The sequence below is a fragment of the Streptomyces cacaoi genome, from assembly GCF_006539165.1.
Lineage (GTDB): Bacteria > Actinomycetota > Actinomycetes > Streptomycetales > Streptomycetaceae > Streptomyces > Streptomyces cacaoi.
This window is the reverse complement of record NZ_BJMM01000006.1, coordinates 105088-125762: the sequence shown is the minus strand read 5'-3', so window position 1 is coordinate 125762 and position 20675 is coordinate 105088. Positions and strand designations below refer to the sequence as shown.

The window sequence follows — 20675 nt, the reverse complement described above, 5'->3', positions numbered from 1 at the left end:
TGTCCGGATGTCGGTTGCGCCTTCCTGGCAGCAGCGCCCTTCCTCTGCGAGGCGCTTTCCGGCTGCCGTCCTTCCCCCTCAGTGCCTGTCCTGACCGGTGCGCGGTCCATGCCCGGGCGCGCGCCGTCCTCGCTCTGCCGGAAGGACCTCCATGGACACCACCACCGAACGTGCCCGGCGCGGCGCCCTGTTGGGCCTGGCGGCCGGTGTCTTCTGCATTCAGTGGGACGCGTTCGCTCTCAACCTCGCGTTGCCGCAGATCCGCCACGAGCTGGACGCGGGCGGGACCGGGGTGCAGTGGGTGATCAGTTCCTATCTGCTGACCACCGGGATGCTGATGCTGGGCGCGGGCCGGCTCGCGGATCTCTTCGGGCGGCGGCGTCTGTTCGTGCTCGGCCTGGTCGTCTTCGGCGCCGCTTCGACGCTGTGTGCTCTGGCCTGGTCGCTGCCCGCGCTCGTCGCCTTCCGGGCCGTGCAGGGCGTCGGCGCCTCGATGATCATGCCTGCGGGGCTGTCGCTCGTCACCCACGTGTACACCGGGCACCGACCAGGCCGGGCCATCGGCTGGGCGCTCGGCCTCGGCGGTGCCGCCACCGCCTGCGGCCCCGTGGCCGGGGGTTGGCTGACCGAGGCGCTCTCCTGGCGAGCCGTCTTCTGGCTCAACGTCCCGCTGACCGCGCTCGCCGCGCTGTGGAGCCGCCGCGCAGCAGAGAGCCGCGACGACGGTACGCCCCGGCATCTGGACTGGCCGGGCCTGCTGACGGCCACGGCGGGGTTGGGCGCCCTCGCCCTGTTCCTCGACCGGGGAAGCGGCTGGCCGCTGCTGCCTGCCCTGAGTACGCCGACCGCCGCCGTGCTTCTGCTGGTCCTTTTCGTGCGGATCCAGCGCGACAGCCCGCACCCCGTGGTGCGGCTCGCCCTCTTCCGGAACCTTCCCTACGTCGTCCTCACCCTCACCGGCGCGGTGGCCAACACCGCACTCGTTCTGCTGTTGTTCCTCGTCCCGCTCTCCCTCCAGAGCGAGTGGGGGCTGCCCGCCGGCGAGGCCGGTGCCGCGTTCCTCGCTCCGACCGCCGCGATCGCACTCGCCGGTCCACTCGCCGGACGGGTCCCTCCCCGGCGTGCCGCGCCCGTGACGGCCGCCTGTCTCACGGTGGGCGCCGTCGCTCTCGGCGGCCTGGCGGGCGCGGGGGCTCTGGGCCGGGTACGAGCTGTATCTGGCCTCGGCGGTGGTGGGCGGCGCCGCGTTCGGTACCGCCAACGCGTTGACGCTGGTGATCACCCAGCAGATCGTCGAGCCCGGACGGGCCGGAGAAGCCTCCGGCGTGACGAAGACCGTGATCACGGTGGCCGCGGGCCTCGGCGTCACGCTGAGCGGCGCGGCCACACAACGCACCGGGCCCTCGCAGACCGGGCAGGCGGCGCTCACCGCCCTCGCCGCCGGCTGCCTCGCCGCCGCACTCGCCACCGCCGCCTGGCACTTCCGCGAATCTTCGTCAGGCACTCGCGGCGGGTGACGGCGACGGCGGCGACGGCGCCCGAGTCCGCGAAGCCGGCCACCGGGTCCCCGGCGGCGAGGTTCTCGATGCCGTCGCCGACCTCCAGGACGGTGCCCGCGGTGTCGCTGCCGATGACGACGGGCAGCGGCAGGGGCAGCGTCTCTGCGAGGTAACCGTTGCGGGTCTTCCAGTCGAGCGGGTTGACGGCGAGGACACGGCCTCGGCCGACACAGCTTGGCCGTCACAGGCCTGGCCGACACGACCCGACCCCCGGGGCACGCTCCGTGGCCATCTGCGCGGGCGGAGCATACAGACGGTGTCCTCCAGGCTTCCGGTGCTCGCGCTGCCCTGGTAGCGATCCGGAGCGCCGACCGCGTGCCCCCGAGCCCCCGGCCCCCCTGCCCGTCAGGGAGTCCGCTACTGCTTGAGGGCGACGCCGGCCCAGACGCAGGTTTCGGCGGGGCTGACGCTGCCGGGGAGGATGGGGGTGTCGTCGGGGACGACGTAGTCCGGGCGCCAGTCGCAGGAGGGGACGAGGCCGGGTTCGAGAAGGTCCAGTCCGTCGAACATGGCGGCCACTGTCTCACGCGGGCGCACATCGAGGTCGATGCCCATGTTCCGGTAGTGGCGGGCGACTTCACCGGCGACAGGCTCGAAGTCGGCGGTGCCGTGGCTGAGGATGAGGGCGCTGCCCGGGGCGAGAGGCTCCATGAGGGCCCGCACGATGCCGTGGGGATCGTCACCGTCGGGGATGAAGTGCAGCAGGGCGACGAGGGAGACGGTGACGGGCCGGGCGAAGTCGAGCGTGTGGGCGGCGTGGTCGAGGATGGTCTGCGGCTCGCGGACGTCGGCTTCCACGTAGTCGGTGACGCCCTCGTCGGTGCTGTTCATCAGGGCGCGGTCGTGGGCGAGGACGATGGGATCGTTGTCGGAGTAGACGATCCGTGCCTCGGGATGCTCCCGCTGTGCGACCTGGTGGAGGTTGGGCGGGGTGGGGATGCCGGTGCCGATGTCGAGGAACTGCCGCATGCCGTGCTCGCGGGAGAGGAAGTGGACCGCCCGGTGCATGAAGGACCTGTTGTGCCGGGCCGCGGTGGCGGCGTCGGGCAAGATGTTGAGCGTCTTGACAGCCGCCCGACGGTCCACGCCGTAGTTGCTCTTGCCGCCCAGCAGGTAGTCGTACATACGGGCGGCGTGCGGCTTGGTGACGTCGATCTTGCTGGTGTCCATACGGTCCTCCCCTGTTTCGCAGTGAACACTCTGTGACACGGGAGCGGTTGAGGGCCAGGGCTGCCGTGTCACGACTGTGTTCGAATGCGGCCGGGGAGCGGGAGCACACGGTGTACGCCCGACGCGCGGTGTCCGCTTGGTGCGGGCGGCGGCGGCCGAAGCACCGGGACAGAGCCGTTCCCGGGTACCGCTTCCAGGCATGCGGGCTCCGCTTCCAGGAGTGCGGCAGAGCGGAGGCCACCGGGCGCGTGGGGGTACCGGAGAACCGCAGCGGGCCCAACGCTCTCGCTTCGCGGGGTGGTTCACCATCCCGTGCGGATACTCCCCCTCTTCCAGATGACCGGCGGGAAGATGCCAGGCGCCGTCGGCAAAGCCCGTGTTCTGCCGCCGGCCGAGCAGGACGCGCCGCTGCTCGTCGCGGAGGAGCAGGTGCAGGTCGACGCAGGAGGTGTAGCGGGACATCGGTGGGAGCGTCCTTCGGGGGGCCGGGGGCTTCCGGGCGGGGCCACGGGAGTGCACACCGTGAACTGTGGGCGGCCCGGTACCGGAATTCTGCGAGCTGAGCCTGATCGGAGGGCTCAGCTCGCTCTCATGGTGCACGACTCACCGTGGGAGTACCTTCTGATGTATGAGCGAACAGCCTTCCAGCCGCAATGAGTTGGACGGCAGCGTCGGGGGACATGTCGTGCAGGCGGGCGCGATCCATGGTGATGTGGTGTTACCTGCGTCTTCGGCGTTGACCCCTGACGAGGCCGAGTTGCGAAGACGATCGGTACAACGCGAACTGCGCAGGCTCGACGAGGAAGATGCGGCGCGAGAGCGCCAGGAGACGGAGCGCCGCCGCAGGCAAGAGCGGCGCCAAAAGGAACTTGCTGAATACTTGAACGTTGTGCGCCGGAAACACCGGAGGTACGTGATCCTCCTTGTGCTCACGGCGGCTACAGGGGTCTGGGTGACTGTCGAGGCCGACGGAATGGCGGGGTGGGCCGGAGCCTGTTGGCTGGCCATATTCACTCTGCTCATGAGCAACCTCTGGTGGCCACGCTGGAAGGTGCTGCGTGATGTCAAAGCGGGGCGAGCTGTCCAAGTTCCTGCGGACCGAGGTACGTGGTGATCAGACGGCCGACCGAGTGAGCAGCCCCTGACAGTCAGCTCACCCAGTCCGGTGCCCCGATCAACTCGCTCAGTTCGTTCAGCAGGCGGGAGGCGTGGAAGCCGTCTGCTGCCGCGTGGTGGATCTGGAGGGATACGGGCATGGTCAGGCGGTCGTCTTGGTGTGTGAATTTGCCCAGGGTGAAGACCGGGGCGTAGTGCGACCAGCCGTTCTCCACGTGCAGGGTGAAACTGTCGAAGGACACCCACGGCAGGTCGGAGATGTCGAACAGGTTCGGGGGCGGGGGGAATCCCTGGGGGAACAGCGAGGTCGTGTCGCGGTGTTCGGCGATGAGGGATTCCACCCGGTCGTGGAAAGTGCGGAAATCCGGGTCGTAGTGCGCCCAGATGTTGGAGAACGTTTCCCGCCGGGGGTTGAAGACGGTGAAGGACGGGTGGGTCACGTTCCAGATCGCGGGGTTGCCGTCGTCGTCCACCGTCATTCGGAATTCTTCGCGCCTGTTCACCACGGTGGCGAGCGCCCAGATGTGTGCGGGATATGTGCGGCGGCCGTGTGTGCGCAGCTGTGCGTCGAGCCGGGTGACATCCACACCGACGGTGAGGGCGAAATAGGTGGGCCTGCGGTGGCGGTAGTGCTCGAAATGTGCGCGGCGCGGCCACTGTTCGAGGTCGATGGGGTGCGCGTGAACCATGTGCGGCACGGTAACGCGCCGGTCTCCGCGCCCTGATTTCCGCCTGTTCCGGTTTGTTCCCCGGTGCGCTCGCTGGAACGGGTGATCCCAGGTCAGCCGCCCGTGACCGGTCGGGGCGGTGGGTAGCTCTGCGGTCGGCGGGCTCCTGCCGGGGCCCGGAGGGGGCCGGGCCGGGAGCGGCGGACGTCGCGGCGAACGGGCCGAGGCGGGAACCACGGGAGAGCGACACGAGGGGGAGCTTCGATGCAGGTCACACAGGAAGTGGTCGAGCAGCTCGCCGGCATCGTCCGGGGTGGGCCGGCAGCAGCCGCAACGCGAGCTGCGCTCTGTGGAGCGAGCGCGAGCTGGCGCGCGCCGCCACGGCGGAGGACGATCTCGACGCCGCGCAGGAGAACAAGCTGCGCCGGCTCGCGCAACTGGCCGGTGTGCACGCCGGGATGGACGTCCTGGAGGTGGGGTCCGGTTTCGGCGGAATGCTCGACCATCTCGTCGAGACCGCGGGGGCGCGCTCCGCGCACGGCCTGGAGCCCGACCCGGAGATGTGCCGGTACGTGAAGCAGCACGCCGGTCCGGGGGTGAGCGTGGAGAACATCGGCTGGGAGGACTTCGTCCCCGACCGCCGCTTCGACGCCGTGGTGGGTGTCAGTGTCCTCGAATACGCCGCCCGCTCCCCGTCGCCGTCCCCGCAGGAGGAGATCGACGCGCTGCGGGAATTCTTCCGGCGCGCCCACACATGGACCGTCCCGGCCGCCTCCCTCGTGCAGGAAGTGACCATCGCCGGTCCCGCGGGGCTGAGCGAGAAATCCGCACAGGGTGAACGGAACGTGGGCGAGGACCTGGGTGCCCCTCCCGGTAAGCCTCCGGAGCTGTCCCATGTGCTCACGGCGGCCCGAGGACTGTGGGAGCTCGTCTCGGTGGAGACCCACCGTCACGCGTGGGCCCGGACGATGGATGTCTGGCTCGCCCGCGCCCGGCGGATTCCCCACCCGGCCGTGGAGTGGCAGGCACAGTTCCTGGACGCCTCCCAGCGCTACTTCGAACTGGAGAGGGATCTGCTCCTGACCGGGGAACGCTCCGTCGCGCATCTGGCCTTCCGGCGCCTCGACGGCCATGGCGCGGATTCCGCCACCTGACGCAGCTCGGGGACGCCTCCGGGCCGGGGCCGGGAGGCGGTGCAGCGGCCGTCCCCTCTCGAACCGGTTCGGTAACGGCCGGGTATCGGCTGGCAGTTCGGCCGGCTTCCGTCGGCGGGCGGATGTCCCCCGCCTGGGATGACGGACTAAGCTCTCCCCCGTGAGCAGGGCATCTTCCCTGCCACGGGACAGAGTTGTGTCCGGATCGCCAGAGCGGAGGACGTGTGTCGCACACCGATGAGGAGATGGCCGGCCTGATCGAGTCCAACGGGTCGGGGCTGCGTACTCATGAGGCGCATTCGGCGCGCATGTACGACTACCTCCTCGGCGGGAAGGACAACTACGCGGCGGATCAGGAGGCGGCGGAGGGTGCCGTGGCCTCGTTCCCGACCCTGCGCACCGCGGCGCGGGAGAACCGTGCCTTCCTCGGCCGTGCCGTGCGCTACGTGGTCGAGGAGACGGGGATCCGCCAGTTCCTCGACATCGGGTCCGGGCTGCCGACCGCCCACAACGTCCACCAGGTCGCCCAGCGGCACGATCCCGACGCGCGCGTCGTGTACGTCGACAACGATCCGATCGTGCTGACGCACGGCCGTGCCCTGCTGTCGACGGACGACCGGACGACGGTCATCGAGCGGGACATCCGGGACCCTCGTTCGATCCTGGAGGACCCCGAGGCGAAGGCGCTGCTCGACTTCAGCAAGCCGGTCGCCGTGCTGGCGGTGGCGATCCTGCACTTCATCACGGACGAGGAGAACCCGGGCGACATCGTCGCGCAGCTCCGCGCCGCGCTCGCTCCCGGCAGCGTGCTCGTCCTCTCGCACGCGACGGCGGAGATCTCGCCCGAGACGGCGCTGGGGGTCCAGTCCGCGTACCGCAGGCAGGGCGTGCCGCTGACGCTGCGCGACCGCGCGGAGCTGACCAAGCTGTTCGACGGCTTCGAGCTCGTCGAGCCGGGTATCCAGGTCGTCTCCGACTGGCGGGCGACGGTGCCGGAGAGCGAGCGGCCGTCGCACGCCGAGGTGTCCTGGTACGGCGGCATCGGCCGGCTCGTCTAGGGTCTGTTGCGACCGTGCAGGTCACAGCCGCTCGTTGAGGACCACGACCAGCACGGTCGCCTCGCGACGGACCGCGAGCTCGTCCTGCCGCCCCGTGGCCACAGCCCGGTGGCGCTTGAGGTGGTTGATCCCGCACTCGACCGCGTGCCGCCGCGGCAACAGCGGCTCACGTCGCGTCCGTTGACCGTTCGGCGGATCCCCGCGCCTCACACGGCATGCTCATCGACGGTCGGGATCGACTGCCGCAAACAGCCCCTGGGCGGCCTACGCGGTGGTGGCGATGCCGCCGTCGACGGGGATCACGGTACCTGTCAGGTATGCGCCTGCCCGGCTGGCGAGGAACACGGCGACACCCGCCATGTCGTCGTCGCGGCCGATCCGGCGCAGTGGGGCCGACGCCGCGATCGCCTCACCGAACTCGTCGAGGGTCGCCGCCATCATCGTCGACGGGAACGGTCCCGGCGCCACGGCGTTCACGGTGACGTGCTGCGGCCCCAGTTCCTTGGCGAGCACTCTGGTGAGTTGATGCAGTGCGGCCTTGCTGCTGGAGTACGAGTAGTTGGGCCGCTGCGGGACATGGATGGCGGCGATGCTGCCGATGTTGATGATCCGCGCGGGGTCGTCGGCGGTGCCCGCCCTGCGCAGTGCGGGCAGCAGCTCCTGGACCAGCCAGAACGCGGACTTCAGGTTGAGGTCGACGACCGTGTCCCAGGCCGCGTCCGGGAACGTCTCCAGCGGCTCGTCCCACAAGGCTCCCGCGTTGTTGACGAGGATGTCGAGACGTTCCGAGTCGGCGGTGACGAGGTCGGACAGCCGTCGGCACTCGTCGTGGCGGGACAGGTCGGCGGGGATGGCCCGCACCTCACCGCATGCGGAAAGCTGTTCCTGCGCCTGAGCGCACGCTTCCGCATCGCGCGAGCTGATGACCACGCGGCCGCCCGCCCGGAGAAGGCCACGCGCGATCATCATGCCGATGCCTCGGCTGCCACCGGTGACGAGCGCGCGCTTCCCCCGCAGATCGAAAAGCCGTGCATGCGTTGTGCGTGGGTTGTCCACCACTTGCCGCCATTCTTGTTGGTCGTGCGGTATGTGCGTCGACGGGTCGGGGGTTCGGATTCAGCTGTCGCAACGCTATGGCCCTGGAGTGCACTTCAAGCAAGCGGATCAGAGTCCCGATGGACCGCGTCCGCAGCCGCCTCGGGCGCGGATCGCGAGGAGGACGGCCGCCCGTGTTCGCCCCGGCAACGAGTGGCTGTGACCAGCGCTTTCGCAACAGGGTCTAGACGACGGCCGACAGGACGGTCAGTGTTCCCGTGGCTGTGTCCATCGTCGCCCGGGTGCCGAGAGGGATCGTCGGAGGGTTGTTGCCGTGCCCGGCGGGCAGCCCGCCCAGGACGGGAACGCCGAGTGCGGTCAGTCGATCGCGCAGGACGTCGCCGATGCCCCATCCTCCCAGCGTGGGATCGTCGGCGTCGTGCTCGAAGCCGAGGAACTGACCGAGGGCGACTCCCCGTACGCCGTCGAGCGCCCGGGAGCGGGTGAGCTGGGTCAGGGCGCGGTCCACCTCGCCCAGCCCGGTCCCTCTGCGGTGTTCGAGGAAGAGGATCGCTCCCCGCAGGCTGGGGAGGCCGGCTCCGGTCTCCGTGCGGATCGCTTCGAGGCTGCCGCCCATCAGGACGCCCGTCGCCGTGCCCGGCACGCTGACGTCCGCGGTGGCTTCGGACGGGTCGCGGTGGAGGGTGACGGGGTCGGTGGTCATCAGCGCGCGGCGCAGGGCCTCGGCGGAGGCGCGGCCGGTGAAGGGGTCGCCCCGTTTGGCGAAAGGGCCGTGGAGCGCGGCCAGGCGGCACCGTGCCCACAAGGCGAGGTGGAGATGGGTGATGTCGCTGAAGCCGACGACCGGCTTCGGGTCGCGTCGGAGGGCGGCGGTGTCGAGGTCGTCAACGATGCGGTAGGTGCCTTTGCCGCCCCGGGCGGCGATCACGGCGCGGACGCCCGGATCGCGGAACGCCGCGTTCAGATCGCCCGCGCGGTCCTCGTCACGGCCGGCCAGATAGCCCCACTGATCGAAGACGTGCTCGCCCAGCTCGGCGCGAAGGCCCCAGGAGGTGAGCAGTTCCACTCCGCGGTTGGCTTCCTCCCGGCTCGGCGGACAGGCAGGAGCAACGATCCGCACCCGGTCGCCGGGCCGTAGACGCGGCGCCCTCAGCGAGGGCGGATCCGGGTGGTCGTCCATCCCGCCATTCTGCGCGTGATCCCCCGCGTCGGGTTCCGATTCCGCCACGGCCGGGCCACTCACGGACCGGGTGGGGCGGCCCAACTACGCCCTTGTGACGGTCACTTCGCGGTGGTGGACGTGCCGGAAATCGTTCGACAGGGGCGCTCGTACCGGGCACCGTGTCCGGCGTGACGAGCAGTGAGCTGTGGACGCGTGCGACCGCCGAGCGTTACGACGCCGAGGAGAGCGAGCGGTCCTCGGCCGCCGCGCTGGCGCCGATGCTGGACTTCCTCGCCGAACTCGCCGATGGCGGCCCGGCGTTGGAGTTCGCCATCGGGACGGGCCGGGTCGGGGTTCCGTTGCGGCAGCGTGGTGTGCCGGTGACGGGTATCGAGCTGTCGCCGCACATGGCGGCGGTTCTGCGCCGCAAGGTCGACGAGGAGACGCTGCCGGTGGTCCTCGGGGACATGGCCACCACCGTCGTCCCGGGCGCGTTCCGGCTGGTGTACCTCGTCTACAACACGATCACGAACCTGCTCACCCAGGACGAGCAGGTCGCCTGCTTCCGCAACGCCGCCCGGCATCTGGTGCCCGGCGGCCGTTTCGTCATCGAGCTGGGTGTGCCGCCGCTGCGGTTGCTGCCTCCCGGGCAGGTCGCGGTGCCCTTCGACGTGTCCGAACAGCACCTGGGTTTCGACACGTTCGACCTGGTGGAGCAGATCCTCGTCTCGCATCACTTCACCCGGGACGGCGACGACGGCCGCTATCGCCGCGGGGCCTCCCGGCACCGGTACGCCTGGCCGGCCGAGCTGGACCTCATGGCGCGGCTCGCGGGGCTGGGGCTCGAACGGCGCGTCGCCGGCTGGGACGGGGCGCCGTTCACCCAGGAGTCGGCGCAGCACATCTCGGTGTGGCGGAAGCCGGACTGAGGTGCCCTCCTCCCCCGCGGCTCCGTCACGGCAGGAGGCGGTGGCGGGCGGCGGAGGCCACGGCGGCTGCGCGGGTGTGCACGCCGAGCTTGGTGTAGATGCGGCCCAGGTGTGTCTTGACCGTCGCCTCGCTCAGGAACAGGGCGCGGGCGATCTCCCGGTTGCCGAGGCCCTGGGCGAGCCGGTCGAGGATGTCGCGTTCGCGCGCGGTCAGGGCGGGCCCGGGGGTGCGCAGCCGGGAGACGACCCGGTCGGCGACCGAGCCCGACAGGGCGGTGCGTCCGGCGGCGGCGTCCCGGATCGCGGCGAAGAGCCGTTCGGGGCGTTCGGCCTTGAGGAGGTAGCCGGTGGCGCCGGCCGCGACGGCGCGGGCGATGTCGGCGTCGGTGTCGAACATGGTGAGGACCAGCACCCGTGGGGCCGGGGCGTCGGCGCTGTCCGTGGCGGTGAGCTGCCGGGTGGCGGTCACGCCGTCCATGCCCGTGCCGAGTTGGAGGTCCATGAGGACGACGTCCGGCCGCAGGGCGGCGGCCACGGCGAGGGCCTCCTCACCGCTGCCGGCCTCGGCGACGACCTCGATGCCGTCGGTGCTGGCCAGCAGGGCGCGCAGCCCGGCACGGACGACGGCGTGGTCGTCGCACAGCAGTACCCGCACGGCGGGGGCGGCGGTCACGGGGTCTCCCTTCGGGCGCCGTCGGCGGCGCGGGGAACGGTCGCCGTCACGACGGTTCCCTCGCCGGGCGCCGTCTCGACGGTGAGCGTTCCGCCGGCCTGCCGGGCGCGGGTCCGCATGCCCGGGAGGCCGTGGCCACGGCCGGCGGCCCGGCGGCGGTGCGGCGGCCGCCGGGGGTCGAAGCCGTGCCCGTCGTCGGCGATGTCGACAGTGATCAGGTCGTCTTCGCAGGTCAGGGTGATGACGACGCGGGTCGCGCCGGAGTGTTCCCGCGCGTTGGCGAGCGCCTGCTGGGTCACGCGCAGCAGGGCCGTCTCGACCGGTCCGGGCAGGGGGCCGGGGGCGCCGGGCGGTGCGTCCAGGCGGAACTCGACGGCCGGACCGGGTGTGCGGTCCTGGTGGGTGAGGGCGTCCAGCGCCTGCACGAGGGAGCTTCCGGCGAGGTCGAGCGGCGCGAGGTCGCGGACGAAGCGGCGGACCTCGGTCAGGGCGCGGTCCGCCGTGGCGGCGGCGTCCCGGACGTGGGCGTGTGCGGTGCCGGGGTCGGTGTGCCAGTGGCGCTGTGCGGCCTGGAGCAGCATCTGCTGGCTGGTGAGGCTCTGGGCGAGGATGTCGTGGATCTCGGTGGACAGCCGCTGCCGTTCGGCGAGGATGCCCGTCTGCCGTTCGGTGGCGGCCAGTTCGCCGCGGGTGTGCACCAGGTCGTCGATCAGCAGGCGCTGCCGGGCGGTGAGCCGCCGGCTGTGGACGAGCACGGCGGTGGCGACGGTGCCGAGGGCCACCGGGGCGATCACCAGGTTGGGGTTGAACGCGCCGGTGGCCACGCGTATCTCGGAGGCGACGACGAGGGCGACGAGCACGGCGGCGAGCGGCACGGCGAGCCGTACCGGCAACCGGTGCAGTCCGGTGAACAGCAGCGGCATGGTGCACCAGGTGGCGCTCGGTTCGAGGGCGAGCAGCACCAACCACAGGGCGAGGACCGTGCCGAGCCAGAACAGGTGCCGCGGGGTGGGGCGTTCGCCGAGCCGCGGTGCGGGGGCGTACAGCCGTCCGAGGAGGTGGAGGGCGCCGAAGGTGAGGAAGAGGGCGAGGACGGCCGCGGTGCGGGCGGTATCGGCGGGGCCGTGGGTGAGCAGGCGGGCGACAGCACCGCCGAGCAGCAGCACGAAGGCGGTGTGCAGGGCGGTGGTCAGCCAGCGCGCGTCCGGGTCCGCTTCCGGCGTCGTGCCGTCCCGCTCCACCGCTTCCCCCGTCCCGTTGCCGTCCCGTCGTCGCCTGGCCGCCGCCCCGGCGTCGCCTGGTCACCGGGCGTCGCCCGGGCTCGCTTCGTCGTCGTCCGCCCGTCGGTGCTCCCTCACGTATACCGGCGGGTGCCGGGACGAACATCATCCGATCGGCTGACATCGGGATGGCCCGGTGGGGCCGGGTACGGCAGCCGCGTACCCGACGTCGGCCGCCGTGTCCGCGGCCGAGACTGCCGGTACACGGCCCCTACGGAGAACGAGCCTCGTCATGTCCAAGAACCTCACGGCCAATCGCGCCGCTCTCGGCCACCGCCTGTCGTACGCGCTGCGCCACCCCGGCAGGGTGCCGCGGCATCTGCGCCGTACCGCGCGGGACGCGTGGCTGCGCTACCGCTCCCCCGATCACGTCGCCTACTACCGGGAGGTCATGCGGTCGGACACACGCCGCGATCCGGACGCCGCCGTGGGCAGCCGGAGCCGGGAGCGCTGGCTGGCGCTGGGGGCGATGCAGTTCGACTATCTGGTGGGGCACGGACTGCGGCCCGGGCACCGGATGCTGGAGATCGGCTGCGGGAACCTGCGGGCGGGCTGGCGGTTCATCGAGTATCTGGAGCCCGGCCACTACCACGGCGTCGACATCTCTCCCGACATCCTGTTCGCGGCCCAGGAGACGCTGCGCGCCCGGGAGTTGCAGGACCGGCTGCCGACGCTGACGCCGGTGCGCGATCTGACGCTCGGGTTCCTTCCGGAGGGGCGCTTCGACGTGGTGCACGCGCACAGTGTGTTCTCGCACTCGCCGCTGTCGGTGATCGAGGAGTGCTTCGCCCATGTCGGCCGCGTGCTGGCGCCCGGCGGCTGGTTCGACTTCACCTTCGACCGCACCGAGGGCGAGGAACACCATGTGCTGCGGGAGGACTTCTACTACCGCACCGAGACGCTGACCGCCCTGGCCGCCGCGCACGGTCTGGCCGCGCGTTTCATGGCGGACTGGGAGGCCCTGCCGCACGGCCAGTCCAAGATCCGCATCACGCACCGCGCGGACGGCCTGGCCGACTGACCGGGTGCGGCGGCCGGCGCGGGCCGCCGCCGGGGAGGGCCGGGCCGCGCGAACGGCCTGCCCTCCCCGGCGGGTTCAGCTCCGGCGGGTCCGTCCCCGGCGGGGGCGGCGGGCCGTCATCTGACCACGGCCGTCACCGCCGCCGGGTGCGCGGCCAGATCCTCGGCGGCAGCGGCCGGCCGCCACTCGCGGGGCCCGGCCGCGCGAAGAGGCTCGGTGCCGTGGGCGCCGTTCTGGCCGTGTGTGCCGTGCCGTTGCCTGCGGACGCGGACGGCTTCCCAGCCGTCCGGCGGCTCGGGCCCGACGTGGTAGGCGATGTCCGGCTCGCTCGCCCGGCGGGTGACCTCGCACACCCGCACCTGCCCCTGCGGGGCGAGCGCCAGCAGCCGGAAACAGCGGTCCGCGGCCTCGCCCATCACCCGTGGGGCGGTGTCCCCCTCCCCCGGGCGGGACAGCAGATAGGCGTCCCCGGTGACGACCACGACGTGGAGGCCCGCGGGATCGGCTCCCAGGGCGGCGGGGCCGGTGCCCCGGCCGGTGGAGCGGTCACGTATCGCGAAGGCGGCGCGTACCGCGCGGGCCGCGTCGTCCTCGCTCGTCTCGGGGTGGCCGAACAGGACGGAGAAGACGGGCCCGTCCGCCTGTGCCATGGTGCCGCCGAACCGGGCGCTCTCCTCGCGGACGACCCACTCGGCCTCGCGCAGCGCGTCCTGCACGCTCGCCGGGTCGTGGCCGTGTCCCTCCAGGCCGTAGCGTGCCCAGACGAGGCTGACCTGTTTGTGTTCGACGGTGAACTCGTTGAACCGGCGGGGACGGCTGGCGCGTCCGCCCACCGCGGTGAGCCCCGCACGGGCCTGCGGCGGTGCCTCCCGTACCGGCTCCGCCCCGGGCCCGGGCACGGGCGTCACCTCGACCGGGCCGGTGCGCCGGGGAGGGTCCAGCTCCGGGGCGTGGGCGAGGATCGCGCGTTCCAGTTGCTGCATGCCCGGGGTGGGCTCCAGGCCGAAGCGGTCGACCAGTTCGACACGGAAGTGGCGGTAGGCGGCGAGCGCCTCGGTCTGCCGGCCGCAGCGGTAGAGGGCCAGCATGAGCTGGCAGATGAGGCGTTCCCTCGTGGGCTCGGCGGCGGCCACCGAGTGCAGCTCTCCCAGGACCGCGTGGTGCCGTCCGCACGCCAACTCGGCCTCGAACAGGTCCTCCAGGGCGTTGAGCCGGCTGTTCTCCCAGGCGGACAGCTCGGGCCAGGCGAAGCCGTCCTCGACGAGATCGGCGAGCGGGGCTCCCCGCCACAGGCCGAGTGCCTCCCGCAGCACCCGCGCCGCCGACTCGTGGGTGCCGGCGGCGATCTCGGCCTGTCCGCGCTCGACGGCCTGCCGGAAGCGGAGCAGGTCGACGGCGTCCGGATCCACCCGGAGCCGGTATCCCGGCGCGTCGGTCACCAGCACGGCCCCGCCCTGGGAACCGGGCTCGCACGCCAGGGTCCGGCGCAGGTCGCGGACGGCGTTCTGCAGCATCTTCCGCGCGGTGAGCGGCGTGTCACCGGGCCACAGCGTCGCCAGCAAACTGCTCGTGGCCACCACGCTGTTGGCGTGGATGAGCAGATGGGCGAGCGCTCCTCTTCTGATCACTCCGCCCAGCGGCACCGGTACTCCGTCGTCGAGCACCTCAAGGGGACCGAGCAAGTGGAAGTCCACGGAACCTCACCTTCTGTCTGGATGTGTGTGTCCCCGTGTTTCTTCCGTGCCGTCCGGCGCCGCCCGCGGGGCGACGCCCATCGCGAGCCGCAGGAGCTCCAGCCGATGGGTGGTTCCCGTCTTGGCACGGATGCGCCGCATATATGTGTCGACGGTGTGTGGGCTGAGGCCCAGGGCGCGCGCCGTCGAGGAGTACGTGTGCCCCTCCAGGACGCGGTCCAGGACCTCGCGTTCGCGGTCACTGAGTGCTCTCAGCAGATCGGTGTCGGGCTGTCTCATGGTGGTGAGCGGCCTCTCTCCCGGCCTCGGTACGGAGAGGGTGACGCCGCACCGACGCGGCCTCGCCGGCCTCCGCCGCACACTGCTCCCATACCCGCGCCGGGGCGCGGAAGACTTACACGATTGAGGGACCGAGCCGGGCCGGGCGGCATCTTCGCAGCTCATCGTGTGTCCGTCGGACGGTACCCGCCGCTTGCCGCCCCACGGCAGGGGCGGTCACGGCGGCGACGGACACACGGTCAGCCGGCCCGCCGGCGGCTCAGCCCCAGCCGGTGTCGTCGTCGCCGGACGAGGTGGTGCCGGGGGCCGCCGTGTGGGCCGTGTCGGCGGAGACGGTGAGCGTGTGCGGGGCGGCGGCGCGGGGGTGCGCCGGCTGCTCGGCCGCGCCGTGGAAGAGGGAGAGCGCGGGTGCGGCGATCGCCGTCATGGCGACGGAGAGGAGGAAGGTACGCATTGCGGCCTCCGATGGAAGAGTTCCGGTGGGAATTCGGTCTCGGGCCCGATGCATCGATCGTGGCGCGGGCCCGGTGCGCACACCACGCGTTCCGCCGCTCACCAAGGTGCCCGGCAACAAGACGAGGGGGGAACATAACGGGCAGGAGAGAACTCTTCGGGCGTTCGGCGCCGCGACGAGGGCGTCGGGTCCGCGGTGGACGGGAGGACGGGCTCAGGCGCGGCCGGGTCAGGGCGTGGCGTGGAGCGCCAGCAGCAGCATCGGGCACGGGGAGGAGATGTCGTCCAGCGTGCAGGGGTGGCGCGCGGGCACATAGAACATCTCCCCGGCGCGCAGCCGGAGTTCGACCCCCTCGCCGTGCCGCTGCGCACGCTCGGGGCGCTCGACGCGGCAGCGCGCTCCGCCACGCAACGGCAGCAGCAGGATGTCGGGGCCGGTGTGCTCGACGGGCAGCGTCACCCCGGCAGGCAGCAGCCGTTGGTACGCGACGACGGGATAGCCCATGGCGTGGCCCAGATCGACGGCCAGCGCGTGCGCGCCGGAGCCGGGCGGCACGGGCCGCCATCCGTCATCGCCGATTCCCTCCCCCGCCGCCTCGTCGTCGGGGCCGCGCAGGCCGGGGAGCACGGCGTGGGCGCGTGCGGGCCACACCATCGCGGGGCCCCTGCCCTGGTACGTCGCCAGGCACAGCGCCATGTCACGGAGGAAGAGTTCCCAGTCCGAATCGGACACCCTTGGCCTTCGCTCTCGGAGGTCGCCTTGCGTGACCGCCACGCGCCGGGGACGGCGCACGCACCCGGCTCATGGGATGTGTGCGCCGATCGCACGGCAGGAAGGGGCAGTCGGCGACGCCGGGCGGCCCAACCGACCCCCGGGCGCCCGCGTCCGCGTCACCCCCCGCGCAGGCGGCTGCCCATCCTGGCCCGCCGGGAGCCCGGTGTGCCAGTCACGTTTCGGCGGTCCCGCGATCCCGGTCCCGTGAGGACGTGACACACCTGTCAGCCAGAGGTGATGTGCTCTCAACTCGACACGGCTGGGGCCCCGTTCGCCGCCACGAGCGCGCCCCGGATGACGCACCCACCGCACCACGCACCCGGCCGGGCGAGGCCCGGTACGACGTGGCGCCGTACGACAGCGCGAGGCCGCGGCGGCGGTTGCCGTCGCGGCCTCGCATGCCGTGTTCTCCGTGTGCGCGGTCCGGACGCTACGGGCCCACGTCCCCGGCCCCGGTGGCCGGTTCGTCGCCGCCCGCGCCCGCGCGCCCGTCCCTGCGGCCGTGCGCGCCGTCAGCGCCGTCAGCGTCCGGCTCCTCGTCCAGCAGGCCGGCGCGCGCGGCGAGGACACCGGCCTGGAAGCGGCTCACGGCGCCGAGGGTTTCCATGATGTCGGCGACGTGTTTGCGCGTGGTACGCAGCGACATCCCCACTCTGCGGCCGATCGCCTCGTCCTTGTAGCCCGCGGCGAGCAGCCGCAGGATCGTGCCGTCCAGCTCCTTGGCCACCGATTCGAGGCCGTCGACGGCGGCATCGGCGAACGGCCGGGCGTGCGCCCACTCGTTCTCGAAGACCGAGCACAGGTAGGTGACGATGGACGGCTCGCGGATGACGACCGCGCCCAGGCTGCCCTCCCGGTCGGGGATGAACGCCAGTTCACGGTCGAAGACGATCAGTCGGCCGAACATGTCGTGGACGGTCCGGTACTCGGCGCCGAGGCCCGACATGACGGACACATACGACTGGCTCGGCGCGTTGAACCGGGCCGTGTGGTTGTAGAGGGTGCGCATCCGCACGCCCCGGGCGAGGAGCGCCGTGTCGCGGCTGATGGCCTCCTGGAGCACCTCCGGGGAGCGCCCGCCGCCCGGCTGGCTGCTGAGGACCTCCTCCCGGCACTCGTCGGAGGCCCGGTTCAAGGCGGCGCGCACCTCGTCCAGATGCGCGATGACCTCGATGTTGCCGGTGGTGCCGCGGCGGCGCCCTTCGAGGAAGCGTGCTCGCAGACGGCCGAACTCGACACTGATCTGGTCGAGTTGGTGCCGTTTGTGCTGGAGCGATTCCTGGATCGGTGCGGTGAGCGCGGCCGCCGCCAGATCGGGGTCGACGGGCACCAGCACCGCCTCGTCCTTCGCGTGGGAACGCAGCAGGCCGAGTTCCTTCAGCCGGGTGACGGCCGCCTCCAGCTGTTCCCGGGGGATTTCCAGCTCGGCCAGAGCGTTCAGGAATTTCCGGCTCGTCTGCTGGTTCTCCAATATGCAGGAGTACACGGCGACTTCGGTTTCACTCAGATATGTGGAACCGCAGGAGACCGCGGGGAGAGGCTGGTTCACAGGGCCGTACCTCCTTCACCGGACGGTCTGTTCGACGGTCCGGCGCAGGGGGATCCGGTACGGGGCATCCTGTGTCTCAGCAGCATTTCGCTTCTTTTCTCTTCCACCACGGTTCCTGTCGGGAGCGCTCTGATGCGCCGCATGGCCGGCAGCGCGGGCGGGGTCACCCGGGAACCGCGCCGCCGATCCCGGCAGCGCCCAGGATGCGGGCCGCGGCTCTCGTGTGCTGTCCGAAGGCGAGCGGGCCGGGCGTCTCCAGCACCTGCCAGCCGGCCGTCTCGGGTCTCGGTGCCGCGTCGGGCAGCGTACGGGCGTCGCGCACCGGCAGCAGCGCGAAGATCTCCAGGGTGTCCCGGGTGGAGTACGCGTCGAAGAGGCGGACCTGCCCGGGGTAGGCCACCAGCCCGGTCTCCTCCCTCAACTCCCGCACGGCACCCTCCTGCCAGGTCTCCCCGACCTCCACATAGCCGCCGGGCAGCGCCAGTCGCCCCCGGGCCGGCTCGACCGCCCGGCGGACCACGACCACGCCGAGCCGGCCCGACAACGTTGCCACCGGCTGGACGACGACCGCTGCGGGCAGTGGGTTGCGCCACTGGGTCTCACCGCAGCCGGAGCAGTCCCGCGGCCACCCGGCGCCCTCCGCGCAAGCGGTACCGCAGTACGGACAGTGAGTGACGCGGCGTCCGCGCGTGTACCCCATGAGCCTCCCACTCCGTTACGCAGCAGGCAAGATACCGCAGCCCCGGCACCCCGCCCGAGGGCCGCGACCGGCCCCGCTTCCGGCAGCACCTTCCCCCGGACGGACCGAACCCGGGGGAAATACACGGTCATTGGGCGGTCATCATGGCCAATGGCCGCTGCTTTCCGTCGAGTTCCCTGGCAATTCCACCCGGTCCCTAGAGTTGTCCACGTGCTGAAACGACTTCTCCCCGCTTCGGGGCCGGGCCGCGTCCTGGTGGCGGCGACCCTGTTCATAACCATGGGACAGGGCGCCTTCATGACGTGTTCGGCGCTGTATTTCACCACTGTGGTCGGAATATCCGTGCCGCAGTTGGGGCTGGGGCTGACCATCGCAGGAGCCGTGGGTCTGATCGCCGGCATCCCCCTGGGGCATGTCGCCGACCGCCGCGGGGGACGGGAAACAGCGGCGGTGCTGATCTCCCTCAACGGGCTGGCCGCCGCCGGTTATCTCTTCGTCGGTTCCTTTCTTCAATTCACCGTTTCGGCCTGTCTGTTCATGGTTTTCGAACGCGGGGGCAGGGCGGCGCTCCAGACGGCCGTCGCCGCCACGCTGGACGGCGAGGATCTCGTGGAGACCCGCGCCTATCTCCGCGCGGTCACCAACGTCGGCGTGGCGGTGGGCGCCGGATGCGCGGGCATCGCCCTCCAGTTGGACACGCCCGCGGCGTTCCGCACCGTCCTGGTGCTGGACGCCCTGTTCTTCCTCGTGGCGGCGGCCGTGCTGCTGGCCCTGCCGAAGGTGCCGCCGCTGCCCGTGCCGGAGGACGGCGCCGGGGAGCCCCGGCTGGCCGTGCTGCGTGACCGGCCGTTCGCGCTGGTGACGCTCCTGAGCGCGGTGCTGGCCCTGCACGCGGTGCTGCTGGAGATCGTCGTGCCGCTGTGGATCGCCCGCCACACGGACGCACCGCGCTGGATGGTGACGGCGCTGTTCCTGCTCAACACGGCGAGCGTGGTGGCCTTCCAGGTGCGGCTGGCCCGGCAGGTGACGAACATTCCGCTCGCCATAAGGGCCGTGCGCCGGGCCGGCTTCGTCCTGTGTGCCGCCTGTGCGCTCTTCGCGGCGTCGGCGGCGGGCAGCGTCGTCACGGCCGTGGCGTTCCTGGTACTGGGCGGCGCCGTGCACGTGTACGGGGAGATGGTGCTCTCGGCCGGCTCCTGGGTCCTCGGGTACGACCTGGCGCCACCGGACAAGCTCGGCCAGTACCAGGGCTTCTTCTTCTCCGGCTACGCCACCTCCGTCATGATCGCCCCCACGTTCCTGACCGCCACCGTCATCGAGGGCGGTTCCCTCGGCTGGCTGCTGCTCGGCGGCCTGTTCGTCCTCGCGGGCCTCGCCATGAAACCGGTCGTCGGCTGGGCCGAGCGCACCCGCGCCCCACGGCTCGCGCACAGCGGCTGACCTCCCAGAAGGAGCACTGCGATGAACCATCGATCCCTCTCCCCCGCCGCGCCGCCCGCGCGGCAGCCCACCGACGGACCGGCGCACGGCACCTTCGCCACCGGCCCGGCGGACGCCCATGTCGCCCTGCGGGAACGGCTGTTGGGCAACGGCACCCCGCTGACCGAGCTGACCGGCAGGCCGGCCCCCGGACCTGCCGCCGGACCGTCCGAGGCCCTGCACGCCGAGGTGTCCGAGCAGCTGTGGAGCCGTGGCCTGGCCGCGATCCAGCTCGACGAGCCGCTGTCCGACGACCGGTTCACCGCCCTCGGGGACTTCCTGGGCTCGGCCATGCCCGAACGGGACCCCGCGGTCGCGCCGTACGTGCAGCGCGAGGTCATCCTCAATCTGCGCAGCGAGCACGGCCGTACGGACGATGTGTCCCTCCAGCCGTTCGCCGCCAACTACCTCTCGCTGCACACCGAGAGCAGCGGCGCCCCCCTCGACCGGCAGCCGCGCTACATCGTGCTGATGTGCCTCGCGCCGGGGGCCGCGGCACAGGGCGCCAGGACGGTGCTCGTACCGATGCGGGAGGTGGCCGGCCAGCTCTCGCCCCGGGCGCTGGAGGTGCTCTCCCGTACCCGGTACCGGGACCGGCCCGGTGTGCCCACCATCGCCCGGCGGGACGGTGAGCGCTGGGTCTTCTCCTTCCGCGACTTCCTCGCCGACGAGCTGCACTGGTCCCACGAGGGCCCGGACGCCGGAGGCCCGCCCGTCGGGGACGCGCTGCGCGAGCTGCTGGCCGCGATGTACACGCCCGCGCACATGCGGTGGGTCCAGTGGCGGCGCGGGCTCCTCGTCGTCATCGACAACACCTACTTCTTCCACGGGAGGACCAGCGGTTCGGCCACTCCCGAGGCACGGCTGAGGCATCTCAAACGCCTGCGCGTCGTGTAGTCC

General features: G+C 71.9%; 21 protein-coding genes and 1 pseudogene. 8 read left to right on the top strand and 14 right to left on the bottom strand.

The window, feature by feature from the left end; genetic code table 11:
• Positions 1–151: 151 nt before the first annotated feature.
• A pseudogene (locus tag SCA03_RS37175) lies at positions 152–1129 on the top strand (MFS transporter); the annotation flags it as partial.
• A 296-nt stretch (positions 1130–1425) separates the two neighbouring features.
• Here the strand turns inward: SCA03_RS37175 and SCA03_RS37170 are convergent.
• Positions 1426–1656, bottom strand: a complete 231-nt coding sequence (locus tag SCA03_RS37170; protein WP_342355769.1) for an alcohol dehydrogenase catalytic domain-containing protein — start codon at positions 1654–1656, stop codon at positions 1426–1428.
• Between the two features lie 260 nt (positions 1657–1916).
• The gene (locus SCA03_RS35995) at positions 1917–2729 is read right to left on the bottom strand and encodes an SAM-dependent methyltransferase (protein ID WP_086814442.1); all 813 of its coding nucleotides are present in this window, start codon (positions 2727–2729) and stop codon (positions 1917–1919) included.
• 628 nt (positions 2730–3357) lie between these two features.
• Here SCA03_RS35995 and SCA03_RS08135 point away from each other — a divergent pair.
• Positions 3358–3843, top strand: a complete 486-nt coding sequence (locus SCA03_RS08135; protein ID WP_141275278.1) for a hypothetical protein — start codon at positions 3358–3360, stop codon at positions 3841–3843.
• 34 nt (positions 3844–3877) lie between these two features.
• On the opposite strand, the gene SCA03_RS08130 is transcribed toward SCA03_RS08135, so the two are convergent.
• A complete protein-coding gene (locus SCA03_RS08130) occupies positions 3878–4534 on the bottom strand; it encodes a CatA-like O-acetyltransferase (RefSeq protein WP_086814440.1) in 657 nt (218 codons plus the stop codon).
• Between the two features lie 53 nt (positions 4535–4587).
• Between SCA03_RS08130 and SCA03_RS08125 the strand changes: the two genes are divergently transcribed.
• Positions 4588–5667, top strand: a complete 1080-nt coding sequence (locus SCA03_RS08125) for an SAM-dependent methyltransferase (protein WP_158102244.1) — start codon at positions 4588–4590, stop codon at positions 5665–5667.
• Between the two features lie 245 nt (positions 5668–5912).
• Positions 5913–6725, top strand: a complete 813-nt coding sequence (locus tag SCA03_RS08120) for an SAM-dependent methyltransferase (protein WP_030883949.1) — start codon at positions 5913–5915, stop codon at positions 6723–6725.
• A gap of 21 nt (positions 6726–6746) precedes the next feature.
• Here SCA03_RS08120 and SCA03_RS08115 read toward each other — a convergent pair whose 3' ends face one another.
• From SCA03_RS08115 to SCA03_RS08105, 3 genes are all read right to left on the bottom strand, one after another.
• A complete protein-coding gene (locus SCA03_RS08115; RefSeq protein ID WP_230988536.1) occupies positions 6747–6884 on the bottom strand; it encodes a hypothetical protein in 138 nt (45 codons plus the stop codon).
• A 105-nt stretch (positions 6885–6989) separates the two neighbouring features.
• A complete protein-coding gene (locus SCA03_RS08110) occupies positions 6990–7784 on the bottom strand; it encodes an SDR family oxidoreductase (protein WP_086814438.1) in 795 nt (264 codons plus the stop codon).
• Positions 7785–8004: 220 nt separating this feature from the next.
• Positions 8005–8961, bottom strand: a complete 957-nt coding sequence (locus tag SCA03_RS08105; protein ID WP_086814437.1) for a S66 peptidase family protein — start codon at positions 8959–8961, stop codon at positions 8005–8007.
• A 170-nt stretch (positions 8962–9131) separates the two neighbouring features.
• On the opposite strand from SCA03_RS08105, the gene SCA03_RS08100 reads away from it, so the two are divergent.
• Positions 9132–9872 (top strand): class I SAM-dependent DNA methyltransferase, encoded by a 741-nt coding sequence (locus SCA03_RS08100; RefSeq protein WP_086814460.1) that lies wholly within the window; start codon positions 9132–9134, stop codon positions 9870–9872.
• Positions 9873–9897: 25 nt separating this feature from the next.
• On the opposite strand, the gene SCA03_RS08095 is transcribed toward SCA03_RS08100, so the two are convergent.
• Both SCA03_RS08095 and SCA03_RS08090 read right to left on the bottom strand, forming a co-directional pair.
• Positions 9898–10545 carry a response regulator gene (locus SCA03_RS08095; RefSeq protein WP_086814436.1) on the bottom strand — a complete coding sequence of 216 codons (648 nt, stop codon included), beginning with the start codon at positions 10543–10545 and terminating at the stop codon, positions 9898–9900.
• Positions 10542–11786 (bottom strand): sensor histidine kinase, encoded by a 1245-nt coding sequence (locus tag SCA03_RS08090; protein ID WP_086814435.1) that lies wholly within the window; start codon positions 11784–11786, stop codon positions 10542–10544. Before SCA03_RS08090 ends, SCA03_RS08095 begins: the two co-directional genes overlap by 4 nt.
• Positions 11787–12057: 271 nt before the next feature.
• Between SCA03_RS08090 and SCA03_RS08085 the strand changes: the two genes are divergently transcribed.
• Positions 12058–12846, top strand: coding sequence for a class I SAM-dependent methyltransferase (locus SCA03_RS08085; protein ID WP_086814434.1), 789 nt, complete (start codon positions 12058–12060; stop codon positions 12844–12846).
• A 116-nt stretch (positions 12847–12962) separates the two neighbouring features.
• On the opposite strand, the gene SCA03_RS08080 is transcribed toward SCA03_RS08085, so the two are convergent.
• The 6 genes from SCA03_RS08080 to SCA03_RS08055 all read right to left on the bottom strand — a co-directional run bounded on the left by SCA03_RS08080 (position 12963) and on the right by SCA03_RS08055 (position 18149).
• The gene (locus SCA03_RS08080) at positions 12963–14540 is read right to left on the bottom strand and encodes an AfsR/SARP family transcriptional regulator (RefSeq protein ID WP_086814433.1); all 1578 of its coding nucleotides are present in this window, start codon (positions 14538–14540) and stop codon (positions 12963–12965) included.
• A gap of 6 nt (positions 14541–14546) precedes the next feature.
• Positions 14547–14819: a helix-turn-helix domain-containing protein gene (locus SCA03_RS08075; RefSeq protein ID WP_063767310.1), complete on the bottom strand. Its 273-nt coding sequence runs from the start codon at positions 14817–14819 to the stop codon at positions 14547–14549.
• A gap of 259 nt (positions 14820–15078) precedes the next feature.
• Positions 15079–15273 carry a hypothetical protein gene (locus SCA03_RS08070; protein ID WP_030883968.1) on the bottom strand — a complete coding sequence of 65 codons (195 nt, stop codon included), beginning with the start codon at positions 15271–15273 and terminating at the stop codon, positions 15079–15081.
• Between the two features lie 228 nt (positions 15274–15501).
• The gene (locus SCA03_RS08065) at positions 15502–16005 is read right to left on the bottom strand and encodes a cupin domain-containing protein (RefSeq protein WP_086814432.1); all 504 of its coding nucleotides are present in this window, start codon (positions 16003–16005) and stop codon (positions 15502–15504) included.
• A gap of 472 nt (positions 16006–16477) precedes the next feature.
• The gene (locus SCA03_RS08060; RefSeq protein ID WP_107428938.1) at positions 16478–17596 is read right to left on the bottom strand and encodes a helix-turn-helix transcriptional regulator; all 1119 of its coding nucleotides are present in this window, start codon (positions 17594–17596) and stop codon (positions 16478–16480) included.
• Positions 17597–17759: 163 nt separating this feature from the next.
• A complete protein-coding gene (locus SCA03_RS08055; protein WP_230988535.1) occupies positions 17760–18149 on the bottom strand; it encodes an NUDIX domain-containing protein in 390 nt (129 codons plus the stop codon).
• Positions 18150–18506: 357 nt separating this feature from the next.
• Between SCA03_RS08055 and SCA03_RS08050 the strand changes: the two genes are divergently transcribed.
• Positions 18507–19736, top strand: coding sequence for an MFS transporter (locus tag SCA03_RS08050; protein WP_051855341.1), 1230 nt, complete (start codon positions 18507–18509; stop codon positions 19734–19736).
• 21 nt (positions 19737–19757) lie between these two features.
• Complete coding sequence (locus SCA03_RS08045; RefSeq protein ID WP_051855342.1) at positions 19758–20672, top strand: TauD/TfdA family dioxygenase; 915 nt, start codon at positions 19758–19760, stop codon at positions 20670–20672.
• Positions 20673–20675: the final 3 nt, after the last annotated feature.

Bases quoted from the DNA above. Each gene is read 5' to 3' on its own strand.
- SCA03_RS08105 (WP_086814437.1), bottom strand. From the start codon at position 8,961: ATGGACGACCACCCGGATCCGCCCTCGCTGAGGGCGCCGCGTCTACGG.
- SCA03_RS08075 (WP_063767310.1), bottom strand. From the start codon at position 14,819: ATGAGACAGCCCGACACCGATCTGCTGAGAGCACTCAGTGACCGCGAA.
- SCA03_RS08120 (WP_030883949.1), top strand. From the start codon at position 5,913: ATGGCCGGCCTGATCGAGTCCAACGGGTCGGGGCTGCGTACTCATGAG.
- SCA03_RS08135 (WP_141275278.1), top strand. From the start codon at position 3,358: ATGAGCGAACAGCCTTCCAGCCGCAATGAGTTGGACGGCAGCGTCGGG.
- SCA03_RS08085 (WP_086814434.1), top strand. From the start codon at position 12,058: ATGTCCAAGAACCTCACGGCCAATCGCGCCGCTCTCGGCCACCGCCTG.
- SCA03_RS35995 (WP_086814442.1), bottom strand. From the start codon at position 2,729: ATGGACACCAGCAAGATCGACGTCACCAAGCCGCACGCCGCCCGTATG.
- SCA03_RS08130 (WP_086814440.1), bottom strand. From the start codon at position 4,534: ATGGTTCACGCGCACCCCATCGACCTCGAACAGTGGCCGCGCCGCGCA.
- SCA03_RS08045 (WP_051855342.1), top strand. From the start codon at position 19,758: ATGAACCATCGATCCCTCTCCCCCGCCGCGCCGCCCGCGCGGCAGCCC.
- SCA03_RS08070 (WP_030883968.1), bottom strand. From the start codon at position 15,273: ATGCGTACCTTCCTCCTCTCCGTCGCCATGACGGCGATCGCCGCACCC.